Below are 17,651 nucleotides of genomic sequence, written 5' to 3' on the forward strand. Positions count from 1 at the left end.
GAAGAGGGAGTTGGCGAGTTCGCAGAAGGTGACGTCGAAGCTGGGGGACGCGAACTGGGTGACGCGGTCGCCGGGCCCGGTGGCGAAGCAGGCGTGGGCCCAGGCGATCAGGTCGACGAGCGGGCGGTGCTCGACGAGGACGCCCTTGGGCCGGCCGGTGGAGCCGGAGGTGTAGATGAGGTAGGCGCCGTTGTGCAGCCTGAGCGGGGCCCTGCGGTCGGCGTCGGTGGGGTTGTGGCCGGGCAGTCCCTCGGGCAGCCGGTCGGTGGCGATGACGGTGGCGTCGCCGGACCAGGCGGTGTGGTCGGTGCCGGAGTGGGCGAGCACGACGGCGGCCCGGCTGTCGGTGATCAGACCGGCGAGGCGTTCGGCGGGCTGGTCCGGGTCGAGCGGGGCGAAGACGCCGCCCGCCTTGCCGACGGCGAGCTGGGCGACGTACACGTCGGCGCCCCGGCGCAGAGCGACGCCGACGACGTCCTCGGGGCCGGTGCCCGCCGCGATGAGGGCGTGGGCGAGCCGGTTGGCGCGGGTGTTCAGCTCGGCGTACGTGAGCACGCGCCCGCTGTCGTCGACGGCCGGCTCGTCGGGGTGCGCGGCGGCCTGCTCTTCGAAGAGCGCGGGCAGGGTGGCCGGTTCGACCGCCACGGTGTCCGCGTTGAAGGCGTGCAGGACCTGGTCACGCTCTTCGGGGGTGAGGAGGTCGGTGCGGGGCAGGGGGCGGTGCGGGTCGGCGGTGAACTCCTCGACGGCGCGGCGGAGCCGGGCGGCGACGCGGGCGGCGTCCTGTCCGGTGAGGGCGTCGCCGCGGTAGCGCAGCCGTAGGACCGGCCCGCCGTCGGACCCAGGAGCGGCGACCAGGGTGAGCGGGTAGTGGGTGGCGTCCTGCCCGGTGACGGCCTCGACGCGCACCCCGGCGAACTCCTGGGGATCGGCCGCGTCCTGGGCGGGGGCGCTGTCGACCAGGTAGTTCTCGAACACGCACAGGGTGTCGAAGAGCGGGCCGCCGGAGCCGGTGAGCTTCTGGATCCGGGCGAGCGCGACATGGTGGTGCGGCAGGAGGGCGGCCTGTTCGCCGGCCGTGCGCCGGACGAGCGCGGCGAGCGTCTCGTCGTGGCGGAGCCGGACCCGTACCGGAAGGGTGTTGATGAACAGCCCCACCATGCTTTCGGAACCGGCGAGTTCGGCCGGACGGCCGGACACGGTGGTGCCCGACACCACGTCCTGACGGCCTGTCAGGTCAGCCAGGACCAAGGACCACAGGGTCTGGACGACGACGGGCACGGTGACGTCCAGCGCGCGGGCGGCGGCGACCAGTGCGGCGGCGGAACCGGGGGCGAGTTCCACGTCCAGGGCCGCCGGTTCGGCCTGCGGCTGCCCGTCGAGGCCGGGGGCGATGACGGTCGGACCGTCGAGACCGGCCAGCGCCTCGCTCCAGGCGCGTTCGTCCGCCTCGGTGTCCTGGGAGGCGGCCCAGGCCAGGTAATCGCGGTACGGGCGTACCTCGGGCAGGGCGGTGGGGGTGCCGTCGGCCGCGTACAGGGCGAAGAGCTCCTGGACGACCCGGGCGGTGGACCAGCCGTCGAGCAGCAGGTGGTGGTGGGTGAACAGGAGCCGGTGCCGTTCGGGGGCCAGCCGGATCGTGGTGAAGCGGATCAGGGGCGGCCGCGCGAGGTCGAAGCGGGTGTGCCGGTCCGCGTCGGTGAGCCGGCGTACACGGCGGTCGCGCTCGGCGTCCGCCAGGCCGGAGAGGTCGGTGTCCTGCCAGGGGACGGTCACCGTGTGCGGGATGACGGTGACGGGGTCGCCGTTGCGCCGGGTGCGGAAGGCGGCCTTGAGGTTGGGGTGGCGGGTCAGGAGGGCGTCGGCGGCGCGGCGCAGGCGGTCCGTGTCGAGCGGTCCCGTCAGGTCCAGGCCGAGCTGCACGTTGTACACGTCCAGCGCGCTGTCGTCGTAGGACGACAGGAAGTAGAGCCCCTGTTGGAGCGGGGACAGCGGGAGTATGTCCTGCAGTCCCTGGGGTGCGCCGGTCACGTGGTCCTCCACTCGTCTTCGAACTCGTCGATTTCGTCCTGGCTCAGCGACAGCAGGCCGAGGTCGGACGGGGTGTGCCCGGCCGCCTCGGTGCGAGCCGCGGCCACCAGGGTTTCCAGGGCGGTGCGCCACCAGCGGTCCAGGACCGCGATCTCCTCGTCGCCCACGAGCCGGCTCGCGTGGTGCCAGCTGGCCGAGAGCTCGGTGCCGGAGGGGCGGCGAAGGGCGGTGATGTCGAGGTCCACCGCGGTGTGGACGCCGAGCGCGGGGGCCGGGCGCCACACGGCGGGCGACTCGGGGCTCGGGGTCCAGGGTTCGGGGGCGGGCCCGTCGGCCTCACCGACGTCGTAGCGGCCCAGGTAGTTGAAGCCGGTCAGGGGCTCGGGAAGGGCGCCCAGGGTCTGCGCGGACGCGGGGTCCAGGTGGCGCAGCTGGCCGTAGCCGATGCCGTGGTCCGGGACCGCGCGCAGCTGCTCCTTGATCTGCTTGAGGAGGCGGCCCGCCGCCTGCGGGTCGGCGATGGTGGCGTCGGGCCCGGCGTCCTGGAGTACCCCCCGGAACGGGTACTGGGCGGTGAACCAGCCGACCGTACGGGCGGGGGCGGCGACCTGGGGCAGAGCGGCGTCCCGGCCGTGTCCTTCGAGCAGGACGAGCGTGCTGCCGGCGGACCGCCAGCGGCTGTGGGCGAGGACGAAGGCGGTGAGGAGGACGTCCTGTTCGCCGCAGTGGAAGGCCTCGGTGACCTCGGTGAGGACCGGGTCGGCCAGGGCGGCGGGCACGGTGGTGGTGAAGCGGTGGACGGTGTCGGGGGTGTCGGTGGCGGGGTCGGGTGCCCGGCCGTACGGGGCGGGCCCTGGGTCGCCCAGCACCTCGCTCCAGTACGGGAGTTCGGGGCGGCGGTCGGCGGCCGACGCGGTCAGCGCCCGGGACCAGCTGCGGAAGGAGACCTCGACCGGGGGCAGCGGGCCGTCCTGGCCGGCGCAGAGCTGGGCGAGGTCGGGGAGGAGGATCCGCCAGGACACCGCGTCGACGACGAGGTGGTGGGCGGTCAGCAGCAGCCGGCCGGGGGTCCCGTCGCCGGGGTCGAAGAGGACCGCGCGCAGCATCCGGCCGCGGTGCGGGTCGAGTTCGCCGACGGCCGCACGTGAGGCCTCGGCGATGGTGTCCGCGAGCGGCGCGGTGGCGCCCTCCCCGGTCGTACGGAGGTGGCGCAGCAGGTCGTCGGGGCGGGGCGCCGGATTCTCGGGGACGTGCAGCGTCCAGTCGTCGGGGCCCGCCGCGTCCAGACGGGCGGCGAGGACGGGGTGGTGGGCGACGAGGCGGCCGAGCGCCCGGCGCAGCCGCTCGGGGGTGAGGCCGGGCGGCGTGGTCACCAGGAGGGACTGGTGGTAGGTGCGGTGGTCGCCGCCGCGCCGGCGCAACGCGTGCATGACGGGCGTGAGCGGCACGGTTCCGGCCCCCGGGTCGTGGACCAGGGCCACGGCCTCCTCCCGCCGGGCCACCGCCGCCAGCGCGGCGACCGTGCGCTGCTCGAAGACGTCACGCGGGGTGATCACCAGCCCGCGTCGCCGGGCCGCGCTGACCAGCACGATGGAGGTGATGCTGTCGCCACCGAGGCTGAAGAAGCTGTCGTGCCGTCCGACGGCGGGCAGCTTCAGCAGTTCGGCGACGAGCTCGGCGAGCACCTGCTCGGTGGCGTCCCTCGGCAGCTCCTGGCCCCCGGGCTCCGCGACGACGGGTGCGGGGAGCGCGGCCCGGTCCAGCTTCCCGCTCACGGTCAGCGGGAAGCGGTCCAGCACCACGATGTCGGACGGCACCAGGGCGGCAGGGAGCAGGCGGGCGGTGTGCGTGATGAGGTCGGCGGGGCCGGTCGTCTCCGCCGCCGTGACATAGCCGACGAGGCGCGCGGCGCCGGGCGGGTCGTCGCGGACGAGGACGGCAGCGTCCCGCACGGCGGGGTGGCTCAGCAGTGCGGCCCGGACCTCCTCCGGCTCGATCCGTACGCCGCGCAGCTTCACCTGGTCGTCGGCGCGGCGCAGGTACTCCAGCTCGCCCAGGCGGTTCCAGCGGGCCAGGTCGCCGGTGCGGTAGAGCCGGGTCCCCGGCGGGCCGAACGGGTCGGCGACGAAACGTTCCGCGCTCTGCCCGCTCCGGCCGAGGTAGCCGAGCGCCAACTGAGCACCGCCCAGATAGAGTTCACCACTCACACCGGGCGGCACGGGGCGCAGGCGCGCGTCCAGGACATAGGCGCGGGTTCCGGCGCCGGGGGCGCCGAGCGGGACGAAGGGCGCTTCGCCGGGTACGGCGGTCCGGGCGGTGACGTCGACGGCCGCCTCGGTGGGTCCGTACTGGTTGACGACCGGAGCGGCGAAAACCTCCGCGCAGCGCCGGACGAGGGCGTCGGTGAGGGCTTCGCCGCCACTGAAGATCCACCGCAGCGAGGTGCAGTGCGCGGCCTCCGGCTCCGCCGCGAAGAGCGTGAGCAGGGACGGCACGAAGTGCACGGCGTGGACCTCGTGTTCCCGGATGAGCCGGGCCAGGTGAGCGGGGTCCCGGTGGCCTTCGGGGCTCGCGAGGACGACGGCCGCACCGGCGAGCAGCGGGCCGGTCAGCTCCCAGACCGAGACGTCGAACCCGGGGGCCGCCTTGGCGAGCATCCGGTCGCCCGGGTTGAGGGGGAAGCGCCGCTGGGTCCAGGCGAGCCGGTTGGCCAGCGCACCGTGCGGCACGACGACGGCCTTGGGGCGGCCGGTGGAGCCGGAGGTGTGCAGGATGTACGCGGGCTGCGCCGGGTGGGGGTCGGCGGGCTCGAAGGCACGGACGGCTTCCGGGGCGGGGGCTGCCGCACCCTCGCGGGTCCCCGGACCGGCGGTCCGTGCGTCGTCGAGCAGCAGTACCGGACAGCTCAGCCCGTCCGGCAGCAGGTCCAGGTGGGCGTGGTCCGTCAGCAGCACCAGCGGCGGGTTGTCGGCGAGCATGGCGGCGATGCGCGGTGCGGGGTGGGCCGGGTCCAGGGGCAGATAGGCGCCGCCGGCCTGGAGCACGGCGTGGGCGGCGGTCACCAGCCCCGCCGAGCGCGGCAGCAGGACGGCGACGGGTTCACCGTGCCGTACCCCGTGGTGCCGCAGGCGTACGGCCGACGACTGCGCCCGGGCCAGGAGTTCGCCGTAGGTGAGGACGTCCGGGCCGTCGATGACCGCGGCGGCCTCGGGGGTACGGGCAGCCTGGGCCGCGAACTCCCGGGCGACCGAAGGGGCGTGGACCGGCTCCTCGGCCCGGTTCCACTCCGTGAGCAGCCGGTGGTGTTCGTCGTCCGTGAGCAGCCGGACGGCGGACGCCGGGCGGTCGGGCCGCTCGGCGAAGGCGGTCAGGATCCGCTGATACCAGTCGGCGATCCGCCGCACGGTCTCCTCGTCGAAGAGTCCGGTGCGGTAGGTGATGCCTCCGTTCAAGGCGCCCTCGGCGCCCGGTTCCTGGACAAGGGTCACCGTGAGGTCGAACTTGGCGGTGCGGGTGTGGACGGCCACCGGTTCGCTGCTCAGGCCGGACAGTTCCGGCCCTTCGGCGGTCCGGGTCTGGTAGTTGAGCATCACCTGGAACAACGGGTGCCGTTCCAGGGAGCGTTCGACGTCGAGCAGGTCCACCAGCCGCTCGAAGGGGAGGTCCGCGTGGTCGAGCGCGGCCAGCGTGGTGTCACGGGCGCGGGTGACGAGCTGCTCGGGGGTCGGGTCGCCGCCCAGGTCCAGCCGCAGGACGAGGGTGTTGACGAAGAACCCGACCAGTTCGTGGACCGAGGCGTCGTCGCGCCCGGCGACGAGGGTGCCGATGGGCACGTCGTCGGTGGAGCCGATCCGGTGCAGGAGGACGGCGAGCGCCGCGTGGGCGACCATGAAGGGGGTCGCGCCGGTCCGGGAGGCGAGCCGCCGCAGGCCCGCCGTGACCTCGCCGGAGAGGGCGAACTCGACGATGCCGCCGCCATGGCCGGTGTCCGGCCGGCGCGGCCGGTCCAGCGGAAGCGGAGTCTCCGCCGGGAGACCGGCCAACCGGTCCTGCCAGTAACGCACTTGGCGGCCGGTCTCGCTCGCGTCGTCGTCCTCCGCGCCCAGCAGTTCCCGCTGCCGGAGCGTGTGGTCGGCGTACTGGAGCGGCAGCGGCTCCCAGTTGGGCTCCCGCTGCCCGGTGCGGGCGGCGAGGGCGGTGGCGAGGTCGTCCAGCAGGGGACGTACGGACCACTCGTCCCCCGCGATGTGGTGCAGCACCAGGAGGAGCACGTCGTGGCGGTCCCTCTCCCCCTCGGCCCGCACCCGGAACACGGTGGCGCGCAGCGGGGTCTCCGTCTCCAGGGCGAAGGGACGGGTGGCGGCCTCGGCGAGGGCCGCCTCCAGGTCCGGCGCCGCCACCTCCTCGACGTTCAGCGGTACGGGGGCGTCCCCCGGGGCGAGGATGCGCTGCACCGCGCGGCCCGCACGTTCGGGGAAGACCGTGCGCAGCACCTCGTGGCGGGCGGCCAGGTCCGCCAGCGCCCGGGCCAGGGCCTCCGTGTCCAGCGACCCGGCCAGGCGCAGGGCGATGGGGACGTTGTAGGCGGCAGTGGGTTCGTCGTCGAGCCGGTGGAGGAACCAGAGGCGCTGCTGGGCTGCGGAGAGGGGCGGTTCGGCGGGGCGTGGGCCTCCGGCGGGCGCCGTGCGGCCCTGGGCGGGCCGCCGTGCGTCGCGGAGCAGGGCCGCGGTGGCGGCCGGGGTCCGGGCGGCGAACAGTTGCCCGACGCTCAGGTCCGCGCCCAGCACGGTCCGTACCCGGCCGGCCAGGCTCATCGCGGTCAGTGAGTGTCCGCCGTGCTCGAAGAAGTCGTCGTGCGGGCCGAGTTCGGCGAGGTTCAGGACGTCCGCGAAGAGACGGCACAGGAGTTCGGTGCGCTGGTCCAGGGGCTCGCCTCCGGCGCGGTCCGTGGCCGTCCGCTCCGGTGCGGGCAGAGCGGCGCGGTCGAGCTTGCCGTTCTCGGTGAGCGGGAGGGCCTCCAGGGCGAGGAGGGCGGCGGGGACCTGGTAGCCGGGGAGGCGGGCGGCGAGCCGGTCGCGCAGTGCCGCCAGGTCCAGGGGGGCGTCGGGCACAACATAGCCGACGAGCGCGGGGCCGCCCGGCAGGTCCGTGCGCAGGACGACGGCCGCCCGCGCGACCCCGTCCTGGGCCAGCAGCGCGGCCTCGGTCTCGCCGGGCTCGACGCGGTGCCCGCGCAGCTTGACCTGGTCGTCGGCGCGCCCCAGGAAGTCCAGGGCACCGTCGGGCCGGACGCGGACCAGGTCGCCCGTGCGGTACAGCCGCTCCCCCGGCGTCGCCCCGTGCGGATCGGCGACGAAGCGTTCGGCGGTGAGCCGGGGGCGCCGGTGGTAGCCGCGGGCCAGCCCGGACCCGCCGACGTACAGCTCGCCCGGGACGCCGGGCAGGACGGGCCGCAGGGCGCTGTCGAGCACGCGGGCGGTCGTGCCGTCCAGGGGGACCCCGATCGGGAGGGGGCCCTCGCCGGGTGTGCCCGGCTCCAGCGGGTGGGCGGTGGCGAACGTGGTGGTCTCGGTCGGCCCGTAACCGTTGACGATGCGCAGCTCCGGTGCGGCGTGCAGGGCTGCGGTCACGGCGGCGGGCGGGACCACGTCGCCGCCGGTCCACACCTCGCGCAGGGCGGCGAAGACCTCGGGTGCCTCCTGGGCGAGGAGGGCGAACAGCCCGGCGGTGAACCAGGCGGACCCCGCCCCTTCGCCGTGTTCCGCGTCGCCGGTCAGCAGCTCGCGCCAGCGGGCCGGGTCGAGGGGTTCGTCGGGGGCGAGGACGAGTTGGCCACCGCGCAGCAGCGTCCCCCAGATCTCGTGGGTGGCCGCGTCGAAGGAGTGCGGTGAGTGGACCAGCGTCCGGTCGTACGCTCCGCCGGTGAACCGGCTGTCGGCGGCGAGGGCGAGCACGGCACGCTCGGGGACGCCGACGCCCTTGGGCTCCCCGGTGGATCCGGAGGTGTACATGACGTACGCGAGCCGGTCGGGCGCGGGCTGCGCGACCGGCGGCCAGGGTCCGCCCGCACCCTCCGGGCCCTCGTGGGGCGGATGCACGAGAGGCAGCGGACCGTAGGCGGGGTCGCCGGAGCCGGAGAGGCACACCAGCGCGACCGCGCCGGACGCGCTCAGCACCGTACGGACGCGTTCGGCGGGCCAGTCGGGGTGCAGGGGCAGACAGGCCGCCCCGGCCCACGCGATGGCGAGTTCGGTGGTCACCAGGTCCACCGAGCGGGGCAGGAGCACGGCGACGACGGCCTCGGGTCCGGCCCCGGCCTCCCGGAGCCGCTCCGCGAACCGTGCTGCCCGCGCCGCGAGTTCGCCGTAGCTCACGCTCTCGCCGCCCCCGCCGAGGGTGCGTACGGCGACGGTGTCGGGTTCGGCGGCGGCGAAGGCGGCGACCGTGGCGGCGCATCCGGGGGCATCGGCGGTGGCGGTCGGCGCGGGCCGGTGGAGCACCTCGGCCGCCGCTCCCCCGGCGATGTCCAGCCGCCCGGCCGGTGTCTCCGGCCGGTGGGCGAGGTGGTGCAGGGCGCGGGTCAGCAGCTCCAGGATGTGCCGGGCCGCGTCGGTGTCGTACAGATCGGGGCGGTGCTTGAGGACCAGCCGGATGCGGCCGCCGTGCAGGGTGATGGCGAGCGTGAGCGGATAGTGGGTGGCGTCCCGGCCGCCGACGCCGCGCACCTCCAGCCCGGCGGCGCGTTCGGCGCCGGTGAGGGATTCGTCGTCGAAGGGGTAGTTCTCGAAGACGGTCATGGTGTCGAGCAGCACCGGCAGCCCCGACAGCCGCTGGATGTCGGCCAGTCCGAGATGCTGGTGGTCGAGCAGGGCGACCTGGCGGGCGTGCAGGTCGGTGACCGCGTCGCCGACCGGGCGGGCGGGGCCGGTCCGTACCCGGGTGGGCAGCGTGTTGACGAACAGCCCCACCATCGCTTCCACCCCGTCGAGTTCGGCGGGGCGGCCGGAGACGGCGCTGCCGAAGACCACGTCGTCGCGGCCGGTGAGGCGGGCGAGGACGAGCCCCCAGCCCGCCTGGACGACGGTGTTCAGGGTGGTGCCCTCGGCCCGCGCGTACCGCTGGAGGGCGGAGGTGAGGTCCGCGTCGAGTTCGGTGCCGGTCTCCTGGGGGATGTGTGCGGTGGCCGGGGCGGCGGGCGCGACCAGGGTGGGTTCCGTGATCCCGGCCAGGGCGGTGCGCCAGGCGGCCTCGGCGGCCGCCCGGTCGCGGGTGGTGAGCCAGGTGGCGTACTCGGCGAACGGGCGCCGGTGGACCGGGGGCCGCCCGGCGTAGGCGTCGAAGATGTCGGTGAGGAGCAGCGGGGACGACCAGCCGTCGAGCAGCAGATGGTGGCTGGTGAGGAGCAGCCGCCACCGGTCGTCCGAGGTACGGATCAGGGTGATGCGCAGCAGCGGCGGGCGGTCCGGGTCGAAGCGGCGGGTGCGGTCCTCCGCGACCAGGGTGTCGAGGTCGGCGGGGTGTTCCCGCAGGTCGTGCTCGGTCCACTCCGGGGCCGCGTCGGCGCTGGTGTACTGCACCAGCCGTCCGGTGGAGAGCCGGCGGAATCCGGCCCGCAGATTGGCGTGGCGGCTGAGGACGGTCCGGGCGGCGCGGTGCAGCCGGGCGGGGTCGAGGGGGCCGGTGAGCTCCAGTTCCAGCTGGACCGCGTAGATGTCGGGGCCGGTCCGGTCCCCGGTCAGCGCGTGGTAGGCGAGACCGTGCTGGAGGGGGGTGAGGGGAAGGAGTCCGTCGAGTCCGGGGCGGTCCGTTTCGAGCTCGGTGATCTCCCCCTGGCTCAGCGGTACGGCGAAGTCGCCGGGGCTGTGTCCGGCGAAGCCGGGTTCGCCGCTGCGCCGGACGAGTTCGGCCAGGGCCGCGGTGAACCGCTCGGCGAGGGTGCGGACCCGGTCGGGGGCGAGGAGGTCGGCGGCGTAGGTCCAGCGGACCGTGAGCAGCGGCCCCTGGGGGCCGTCCAGCGTCGTGGCGTTGAGGTCCAGCACGTGTCCGCCCAGGAGGACGGGGAGCGGTCCGGTGTGGACGGCGTCCGATTCGGGGGCGGGGCCCCAGTGGCCGTCGGCAGTGTCGGCGGTGAAGCGGCCGAGGTAGTTGAAGGCGATCTGGGCGCCGCTCGGCGCCTGCGCGTGCAGGGCCCCGTAGCCGGCGCCCCGGCCGGGGACGGCGGCCAGTTGGTCCTTGACGCGCTTGACGTCCTGGCCGACGGAGCCACTCCCCGGGTGCAGGCGTACGGGGTACTGCGTGGTGAACCAGCCGACGGTACGGGAGAGGTCGGCGCCGGGCACCAGTTCCTCGTGGCGGCCGTGGGATTCCAGGTCGACCAGCAGCGGGTCCTTCGCGCCGACGGCGTGGACGAGGGCCGCCAGGAGGAGTTCGTCGGGCCGAGCGTGGAAGGCGGCGGCGGTCGCGGCGAGCAGGGGGGCGGTGATCTCCGGCGGGAGTTCGGTGCGCAGCTCACCGGGGGTGTGCGGGGCGGCCGCCGCGTCCGGGGCGGCCAGGGGCGCGGGCGGTTCGTGGAGCGCGGCCGCCCAGTGGTCCCGCTCGGCGGCGAACCGCTCGGGGGCCCCGTACAGGGCCTCCGCCCAGTGCGCGAAGGAGGTGGTGGGGCGGGGCGGGGGTGTGCCGGTGGTGACGGCGTGGGCGAGATCGGGCAGCAGGATCCGCCAGGACACCCCGTCGACGGCGAGGTGGTGCACGAGCAGCAGCAGCCGCCCGTCCCGGCCGGGTCCGCGCGAGAACCACACGGCCCGCAGCAACTGGCCCGCCTGCGGGTCGAGTTCGGCGGCGGCGGACCGGGAGTGCGCCTCGACGGCCAGCCGCAGCTCGGCCTCGTCCCCGGTGACCGGGACGACGGTGAGCAGGGAGGCGAGGTCCGGGGCGGTTCCGGCGGGTGTGAGGCGCGGCTGTCCCGCGTCGTCGGTGACCGCCGCGCCCAGCAGGTCGTGGGTGTCCAGGAGGTGGCCGAGCGCGGTGCGCAGCCGTTCCGCCGTGAGGTCGGCCGGGACGGTGGAGAGCATCGACTGGTGGAAGCCCGTCCAGTGCCCGGGGCTGCGGCGCAGCCAGTGCATGAGCGGGGTGAACGGGGCCGGTGCGGGCGCGTCCGCCACGGGCTCCGCGCGGTCGCCCGGCAGGGCGGTGCGCGGGGCGAGTGCCTCGGCGAGGGCGCGCGGGGTGGGGTGTTCGAAGACCTGCCGGGCGCTGACGTCGAACCCCGACTTCCGGGCGCGGGAGACCAGTTGGATGGAGCTGATGCTGTCTCCGCCGAGGGCGAAGAACGAGTCGTCCCCGCCGGGCGGGCCGTCCAGGCGCAGGATGTCGGCGAAGAGGACGGCCAGCTCGGCGGCCGCGCCTTCCAGTGGCGCGTCATCGGTGGACGGGGCGGCCGGGGCGGGCAGGGCCGCGCGGTCCACCTTGCCGGTGGGCCCGAGCGGAAGGGCGGGCAGGACGGTGACGGTGGCCGGGACGGCGTAGTCGGGCAGCCGGTGGGTGAGGGCCTCGCGCAGTGCTCCGGGGTCCAGCTCCGTGCCGTCCTTGGCGACGGCGTATCCGGCGAGCAGTCTGCTGCCTGGCCGGTCCTCGCGCAGGACGGCGGCGGCCTGGCGTACGCCCGGCAGGGCGGCCAGGGCCGACTCGATCTCCCCGAGCTCGATGCGGAAGCCGCGCAGCTTCACCTGGTGGTCGGCGCGGCCGAGGTACTCCAGCTGCCCGTCCCCGCGCCACCGGGCCAGGTCGCCGGTGCGGTACATGCGGGAGCCGGGCGGCCCGTACGGGTTGGCGACGAACCGTCCCGCGGTCAGCCCCGGGCGGCCCGCGTAGCCCTGGGCGAGCCCCGATCCGGCGGCGTACAGCTCGCCGGGGGTGCCGGGCGGCACCGGCCCCAGGGCCGCGTCCAGGACGTAGACGGCGGTCTCCGCGACGGCCGTGCCGACGGGGACGGGGCTGTTGTCGTCGCCGCGCAGCCCGTCCGGGGTGCAGCGCCACAGGGTGGCGTCAACGGTGGTCTCGGTGGGTCCGTAGGAGTTGAACATGCGGGTGCGGCCGGCCCAGGTGCGGACGAGGGCGGGGGTGCAGGCCTCCCCGGCGACGATGAGCGTGGTGCCGGGGGCGACGGCGCCCTCGGGGAGCGCGGCGAGGACGGCGGGCGGCACGGTGAGGTGGGTGACGCGGTGCTCGGCGAGGAAGCGGGCGAGCGGTTCACCGAGGCGCTGTTCGGCGGGGACGATCTCCAGGGCGGCCCCGGAGAGCAGCGCCATGACGATCTCCCACACGGAGGTGTCGAAGCTCAGCGAGGCGAACTGGAGGACCCGGGAGCCCGGTCCGGTGGCGAAGGCGTCGGTGAGGGTGCGGGCGAGGGCGGGCAGCCCGGTGTGGGTGACGACCACGCCCTTGGGGGTGCCGGTGGAACCCGAGGTGTAGATGACGTACGCCGCCGCGTCGGGGCGCAGGGTGCGCCAGTGGCCGGGGTCCTCGGCGGACCGGGTGAGCAGCGAGCTGTCCAGCTCCAGGCCGGGCACGCCGTCGGGGGCGGGCGCGCCGGGTGCGGTGAGGACCAGGGCGGGGGCCGCGTCGGTGAGCATGTGGGCGACGCGCTCGGCCGGGTAGCCGGGGTCGACGGGCACGTACACGGCTCCGGTCTTCGCCACCGCGAGGAGCGCGACGACCGCTTCGACGGTGCGGGGCAGCATGACCGCGACCCGGCCCCGGGGACGTACGCCGTGGTCGGTGAGGGTGCGGGCGAGGGCGCTCGCGGCCGCGTCCAGGCTCCGGTAGTCCAGTTCGGTACGCGGGCCGGCGGTGAGGGTGGGTCCGGCGAGCGCGGGCGCCCCAGGGTGTGCGGCGGCCTGGGCGGCGAAGAGGCCGGGGAGGGTGGACCAGGCGTCGCCGTGCGGTACGGCGGCGGCGTCGGGGCCGCCGATGAGCGCGGCGCGTTCGGCGGGGCTGAGGATCTCCAGCCGGTGCAGCGGGGCGGCGGGGTCGGCGACCGCGGCCGACAGGAGGCGTACGAGGCGGTCGGCGAGGGCCTGGGCGGTGGCCGGTTCGAAGAGGTCCTCGGCGTACTCCAGGACGCCTTCGATGCCGTGGGTGCCCTCGCGTTCGGCCAGGGTGAAGGTCAGGTCGAACTTGGCGGAGCGGCCGCGCGCCGGGACCGTCGTGGTGGTGAGGCCGGGCAGCCCGATCTCACCCGCCTGCCGGTTCTCGTACGCCAGCATCACCTGGAAGAGCGGGTGGCGGGCGAGCGAGCGGTGCGGGGCGAGCGCGTCCACCAGGTGTTCGAAGGGGACGTCGGCGTGGGCGTAGGCGGCGAGGTCGGTCTCCCGGACGCGGCGCAGGAGGTCGCGGAAGGACGGGTCGCCGGTGAGGTCGGTGCGCAGGACCAGGTTGTTGACGAAGAAGCCGACCAGGTCGTCGAGCGCGGTGTCGTGGCGTCCGGCGACGGGTGTGCCGATGACGATGTCCCGGCCCGATCCGGTGCGGGCGAGGAGGGCCGCCAGGGCGGCGTGGGCGACCATGAACAGCGAGACGGACTCGGTGCGGGCCAGGGCGCGCATCGCCGTGTGGACCTCGGCGGGGACGGTGAAGCGGACGAAGCCGCCCCGGTGGCTCGGGACCGGCGGCCGGGGGTGGTCGGTGGGCAGGGGGAGCTCGGCGGGCAGGTCCCGCAGGTGCTCGCGCCAGTGGTCGAGCTGGGCGGCCAGGACGCCGCCGGGGAGCGGGGAGCCGTCCTGCCAGCCCAGGGTCTCGCGCTGCCAGAGCGTGAAGTCGGCGTACTGGACGGGCAGCGGCGGCCGGTCGGGGGCGCGGCCCTCGCACCGTGCGGCGTAGGCGGTGGCGAGGTCGGTGAGGAGGGGGCGGGCGGACCACTGGTCGGCGGCGATGTGGTGGACGACGAGCACGATCACGTGCTGGTCGGGGGCGAGCCGCAGCAGTCCGGCGCGCAGCGGTACGTCCCGCTCGACGTCGAAGGGGGTGCGGGCCATCTCCTCGGTGAAGGAGGCGATCTCGCCGTCGCGGCCGTCGGATTCGACCACCGTGAGCAGCGGCGGGAGGCCGTCGGTGGCCACGATGTGCTGGCGCGGCTGCCCGTCGGTGGCGGGGAAGACGGTGCGCAGGGACTCGTGCCGGGCCGCCACGTCGACGAGGGCGGCGCGCAGGGCCGGGACGTCCAGCGGGCCGGTCAGCCGGGCGGCGAACGGGATCGTGTAGTCGGCGCCGACGCCGTGGAGCTGCTGGAGGAACCAGAGCCGCTGCTGGGCCGGTGAGAGCGGCAGGGTGTCGGGGCGCGGCCGGGGGCGCAGGGGTACGGGGGCGGTTTCGGCGCTCCGGGTGCGGCGGGCGAGCGCGGCGACGGTTCCCGCCTCGAAGACATCGCGTACCGACAGCCGTACGTCGAGCGCCGCGCGGATACGGGAGGCGAGCCGGGTCGCCAGGAGGGAGTGGCCGCCGAGGGCGAAGAAGTCGTCGTCGGCGCCCACCTGTTCGCGTTCCAGGATCTCCGCGAACAGGTGCGCGATGATCTCCTCCTGCGGGGTGGCGGGCGCACGGCCGCCGACGGTGGTGCTCTCCTCCGGCTCGGGCAGGGCGTTGCGGTCGAGCTTGCCGTTGCCGGTGAGCGGCCAGTGGTCGACGGCGATGACGGCGGCGGGGACGAGGTGGTCGGGCAGGCGTTCGCACAGGGCCTCCCGGAGCCGGGCCGGGTCGGCCGGCCGGCCGCCGGCGGGGGTGACGTAGCCGAGGAGCCGGGTCCCGCCGCCGGGGGCGGGGCGCGCCAGGACGACGGCGTCGGCGACCTCGTCGAGCGCGGCGAGGGCGGCCCGGGCCTCCCCCGGCTCGACCCGGAATCCGCGGATCTGGACCTGCTCGTCGGCGCGGCCGAGGTAGTCCAGCTCCCCGTCGTCCGTCCAGCGCGCCAGGTCACCGGTGCGGTACATCCGGGAGCCGGGCCCGCCGAACGGGTCGGCCACGAAGCGGGTGGCGGTGAGGCCGTGCTGCCCCAGATAGCCCCGGGCCAGGCCGGGTCCGGACACGTACAGCTCGCCCGTCGCGCCGGGGGCGACCGGCTGGAGGGCGCTGTCCAGCAGGCGTACGGCGAGGTCTTCCAGGGGCCGCCCGACGGGGCTGCCCCCCGGGACGGCCGCCTCGGGAGTGAGGGTGTGGGTGGTGACGTGGACGGTCGTCTCGGTGATGCCGTACATGTTGACGAGTTCGGGTCCCTCGTCCCCGTACCGCCGCCACCACTCCCCCAGCCGCTCCGGTTCCAGCGCCTCACCGCCGAACACGACGGTACGGAGGGCGAGTCCGCCGTCCTCCGGCCGGTCGAGCAGGACGTCGGCGAGCTGGTGGAAGGCGGAGGGGGTCTGGTTGAGCACGGTGACGCGTTCGCGGCGCAGGAGGGCCGCGAACTCCTCGGGGGTGCGGGTCACTTCACGCGGGACGATGACGAGGCGGCCGCCGTACAGCAGGGCGCCGAAGATCTCCCAGACGGAGAAGTCGAAGGCGTAGGAGTGGAAGAGCGTCCACACGTCGCCGGGGCCGAAGCCGAAGTCCTCCTCGGTGGTGTCCAGGAGCCGCAGGACGTTGCCGTGCTCGACGACCACGCCCTTGGGGCGGCCGGTGGAGCCGGAGGTGTGGATGACGTACGCGGCGGCGCTGCGGGGAACACGGGGTGCGGGGCGCGCCGGAGGTTCCGGATCCGGTACGTCGTCCAGGGCCAGCCACCCCGTTCCCGGGCTCCCGTCCACCGAGGGGAGTTCGTCGCGGTACCGGGAGAGGGTCACGCCCACCACGGGCCGTGCGGTGGCCAGTTGGACGGCCACCCGGTCGGCCGGGGTGGTGGTGGCGAGCGGTAGGTAGGCGGCACCGGTCTTCAGCACGCCGAGGATCGCGGCGATCTGCGCGGTGGAGGGGCCCAGGGCGAGCGCGACCAGGGTGCCGGGGCGGGCGCCGTGGGCGTGCAGCAGGCGGGCGATCCGGTCGGCTGCGGCGTCGAGCTCGCGGTAGCTCGTCGCCGTGTCCCCGTCGGTCACGGCGATCGCGTCGGGGTCGAGGGCGACGGCGGCGGCGAACCGGTCCGGGATGCTCTCGTCGTCCAGGTCGCCGGACGTGAGAACGTCACCGTCCTCCAGGACGCGGCGGCGGTCTTGTGCCGAGAGCAGGTCCACCGTGCCGGCCGGAGCGGTGGAGTCGGCGGCCAGGGCGTCCAGGACCCGGACGTAGGCGGTACCGAGGGCGCGGGCCCGGTCGGCGGTGATCAGATCGGGGCGGTGGCGCAGCGCGATCCGGGTCGCGGGGCCGGGGTGGACGACGACGGTGACGGGGTAGTGCGTGGCGTCCTCCCCGCGTACCGAGCGCACGGTGAGGCCCCCGGCGGCCTGGGCCTCGGCGAGCCCCTCGCTGTCGACACCGAAGTTCTCCACCACGAGGAGGGTGTCGAACAGCTCGCCGTGGCCGCCGAGTCGCTGGATGTGCTGGAGCCCGAGGTGCTCGTGACCGAGGAGCTTCGTGCGCTCGGCGTGGAGGGTGGTCGCGATGTCGGCCAGAGCGGCGCGCGGGGGCGCGTGGACGACCACGGGAAGGGTGTTGATGAAGAGGCCGATCATGGACTCCGCCCCGTCGAGATCGGCCGGACGGCCGGAGACGGTGGTGCCGAAGGCGACGTCCGCCCGGCCGGTGAGGCGGGCCAGCGTGGCGCCCCAGGCGGCCTGGTGGACGGCGGCCACGGTGAGCTGACGGGCCGCCGCGAAGGCGGCCAGCCCCTCGGCGGTGGCGGCGGAGAGCCGCAGGTCCAGCTGGACGGGCGGTTCGGCCGGCGCGGCGCCGACGGAGGCGGGAGCCAGGAGGGTCGGCCCGGTCAGCGGCGCCAGCGCCCGCGACCAGGCCGCCTCGGCGGCCGGGCGGTCCTGGGCGGCGAGCCAGGCCAGGAAGTCGCGGTAGGGCCGCACGGCCGGGAGGGCGGGCGCGGCGGGGGCCTTGGTGTGCTGGGCGTAGGCGGTGAACAGCTCCTTGCCGAGCAGGGGGACCGACCAGCCGTCGAGCAGGACGTGGTGGGCGGTGAGGATCAGCGTGTGGTCCTGGCCGGTGTGGCGCAGCAGGGTGAGGCGGAGGAGCGGGGGGCGGGTGAGGTCGAAGCGGTGGGCGCGTTCCTCGTCGAGGACCCGCTTCTCCTCGGCCCGCCGCTCTTCGGGGTCCGCACCGCGCAGGTCGATCTCCCGCCACGGCACCTCGGCGTCCCGGGGGATCACCTGGACGGGCCGGTCGAGGCCCTCCTGGAGGAAGGCGGCCCGCAGGTGGGGGTGGCGGTCCAGGACCGTGTCCATCGCCCGGCGCAGGGCGGTGGTGTCGAGATCGCCGTCGAGACGGAAGACCAGACGCATGGTGTAGACGTCGAGTCCGCCGGGGGTGCCGGCGGCCTTGACCGTGCCGGAGGCGGCGCCTGTGCCTGAACCGGTGTCCGGGGCGGAGCCGGTGTTCGCGCCTGAACCGGTGCTCGCTCCGGCGAGGTCCGCGTGGAAGAGCAGGCCTTCCTGAAGGGGTGCCAGCGGAAGAATGTCTTCCAGGCCGTGGTCCAC

The 17,651-nt window shown here is 75.5% G+C and carries 2 protein-coding genes (1 of these 2 running past the window's edge); both read right to left on the reverse strand.

All coding sequences use genetic code 11. The annotated features are described in order from the left end of the window. Positions 1-2,031 carry the start of a non-ribosomal peptide synthetase gene (locus tag R2B67_RS01215; protein WP_317815950.1) on the reverse strand. It extends 13,476 nt beyond the left edge of the window, so the window shows 2,031 of its 15,507 coding nt (coding positions 1-2,031); the start codon lies at positions 2,029-2,031; its stop codon lies off the left edge, out of view. After that, the gene (locus R2B67_RS01220; protein WP_455679985.1) at positions 2,028-17,651 is read right to left on the reverse strand and encodes a non-ribosomal peptide synthetase; all 15,624 of its coding nucleotides are present in this window, start codon (positions 17,649-17,651) and stop codon (positions 2,028-2,030) included. The genes R2B67_RS01215 and R2B67_RS01220 overlap by 4 nt, the downstream gene beginning before the upstream one ends.

Source organism: Streptomyces cyaneofuscatus, from assembly GCF_033109485.1.
GTDB lineage: Bacteria > Actinomycetota > Actinomycetes > Streptomycetales > Streptomycetaceae > Streptomyces > Streptomyces cyaneofuscatus.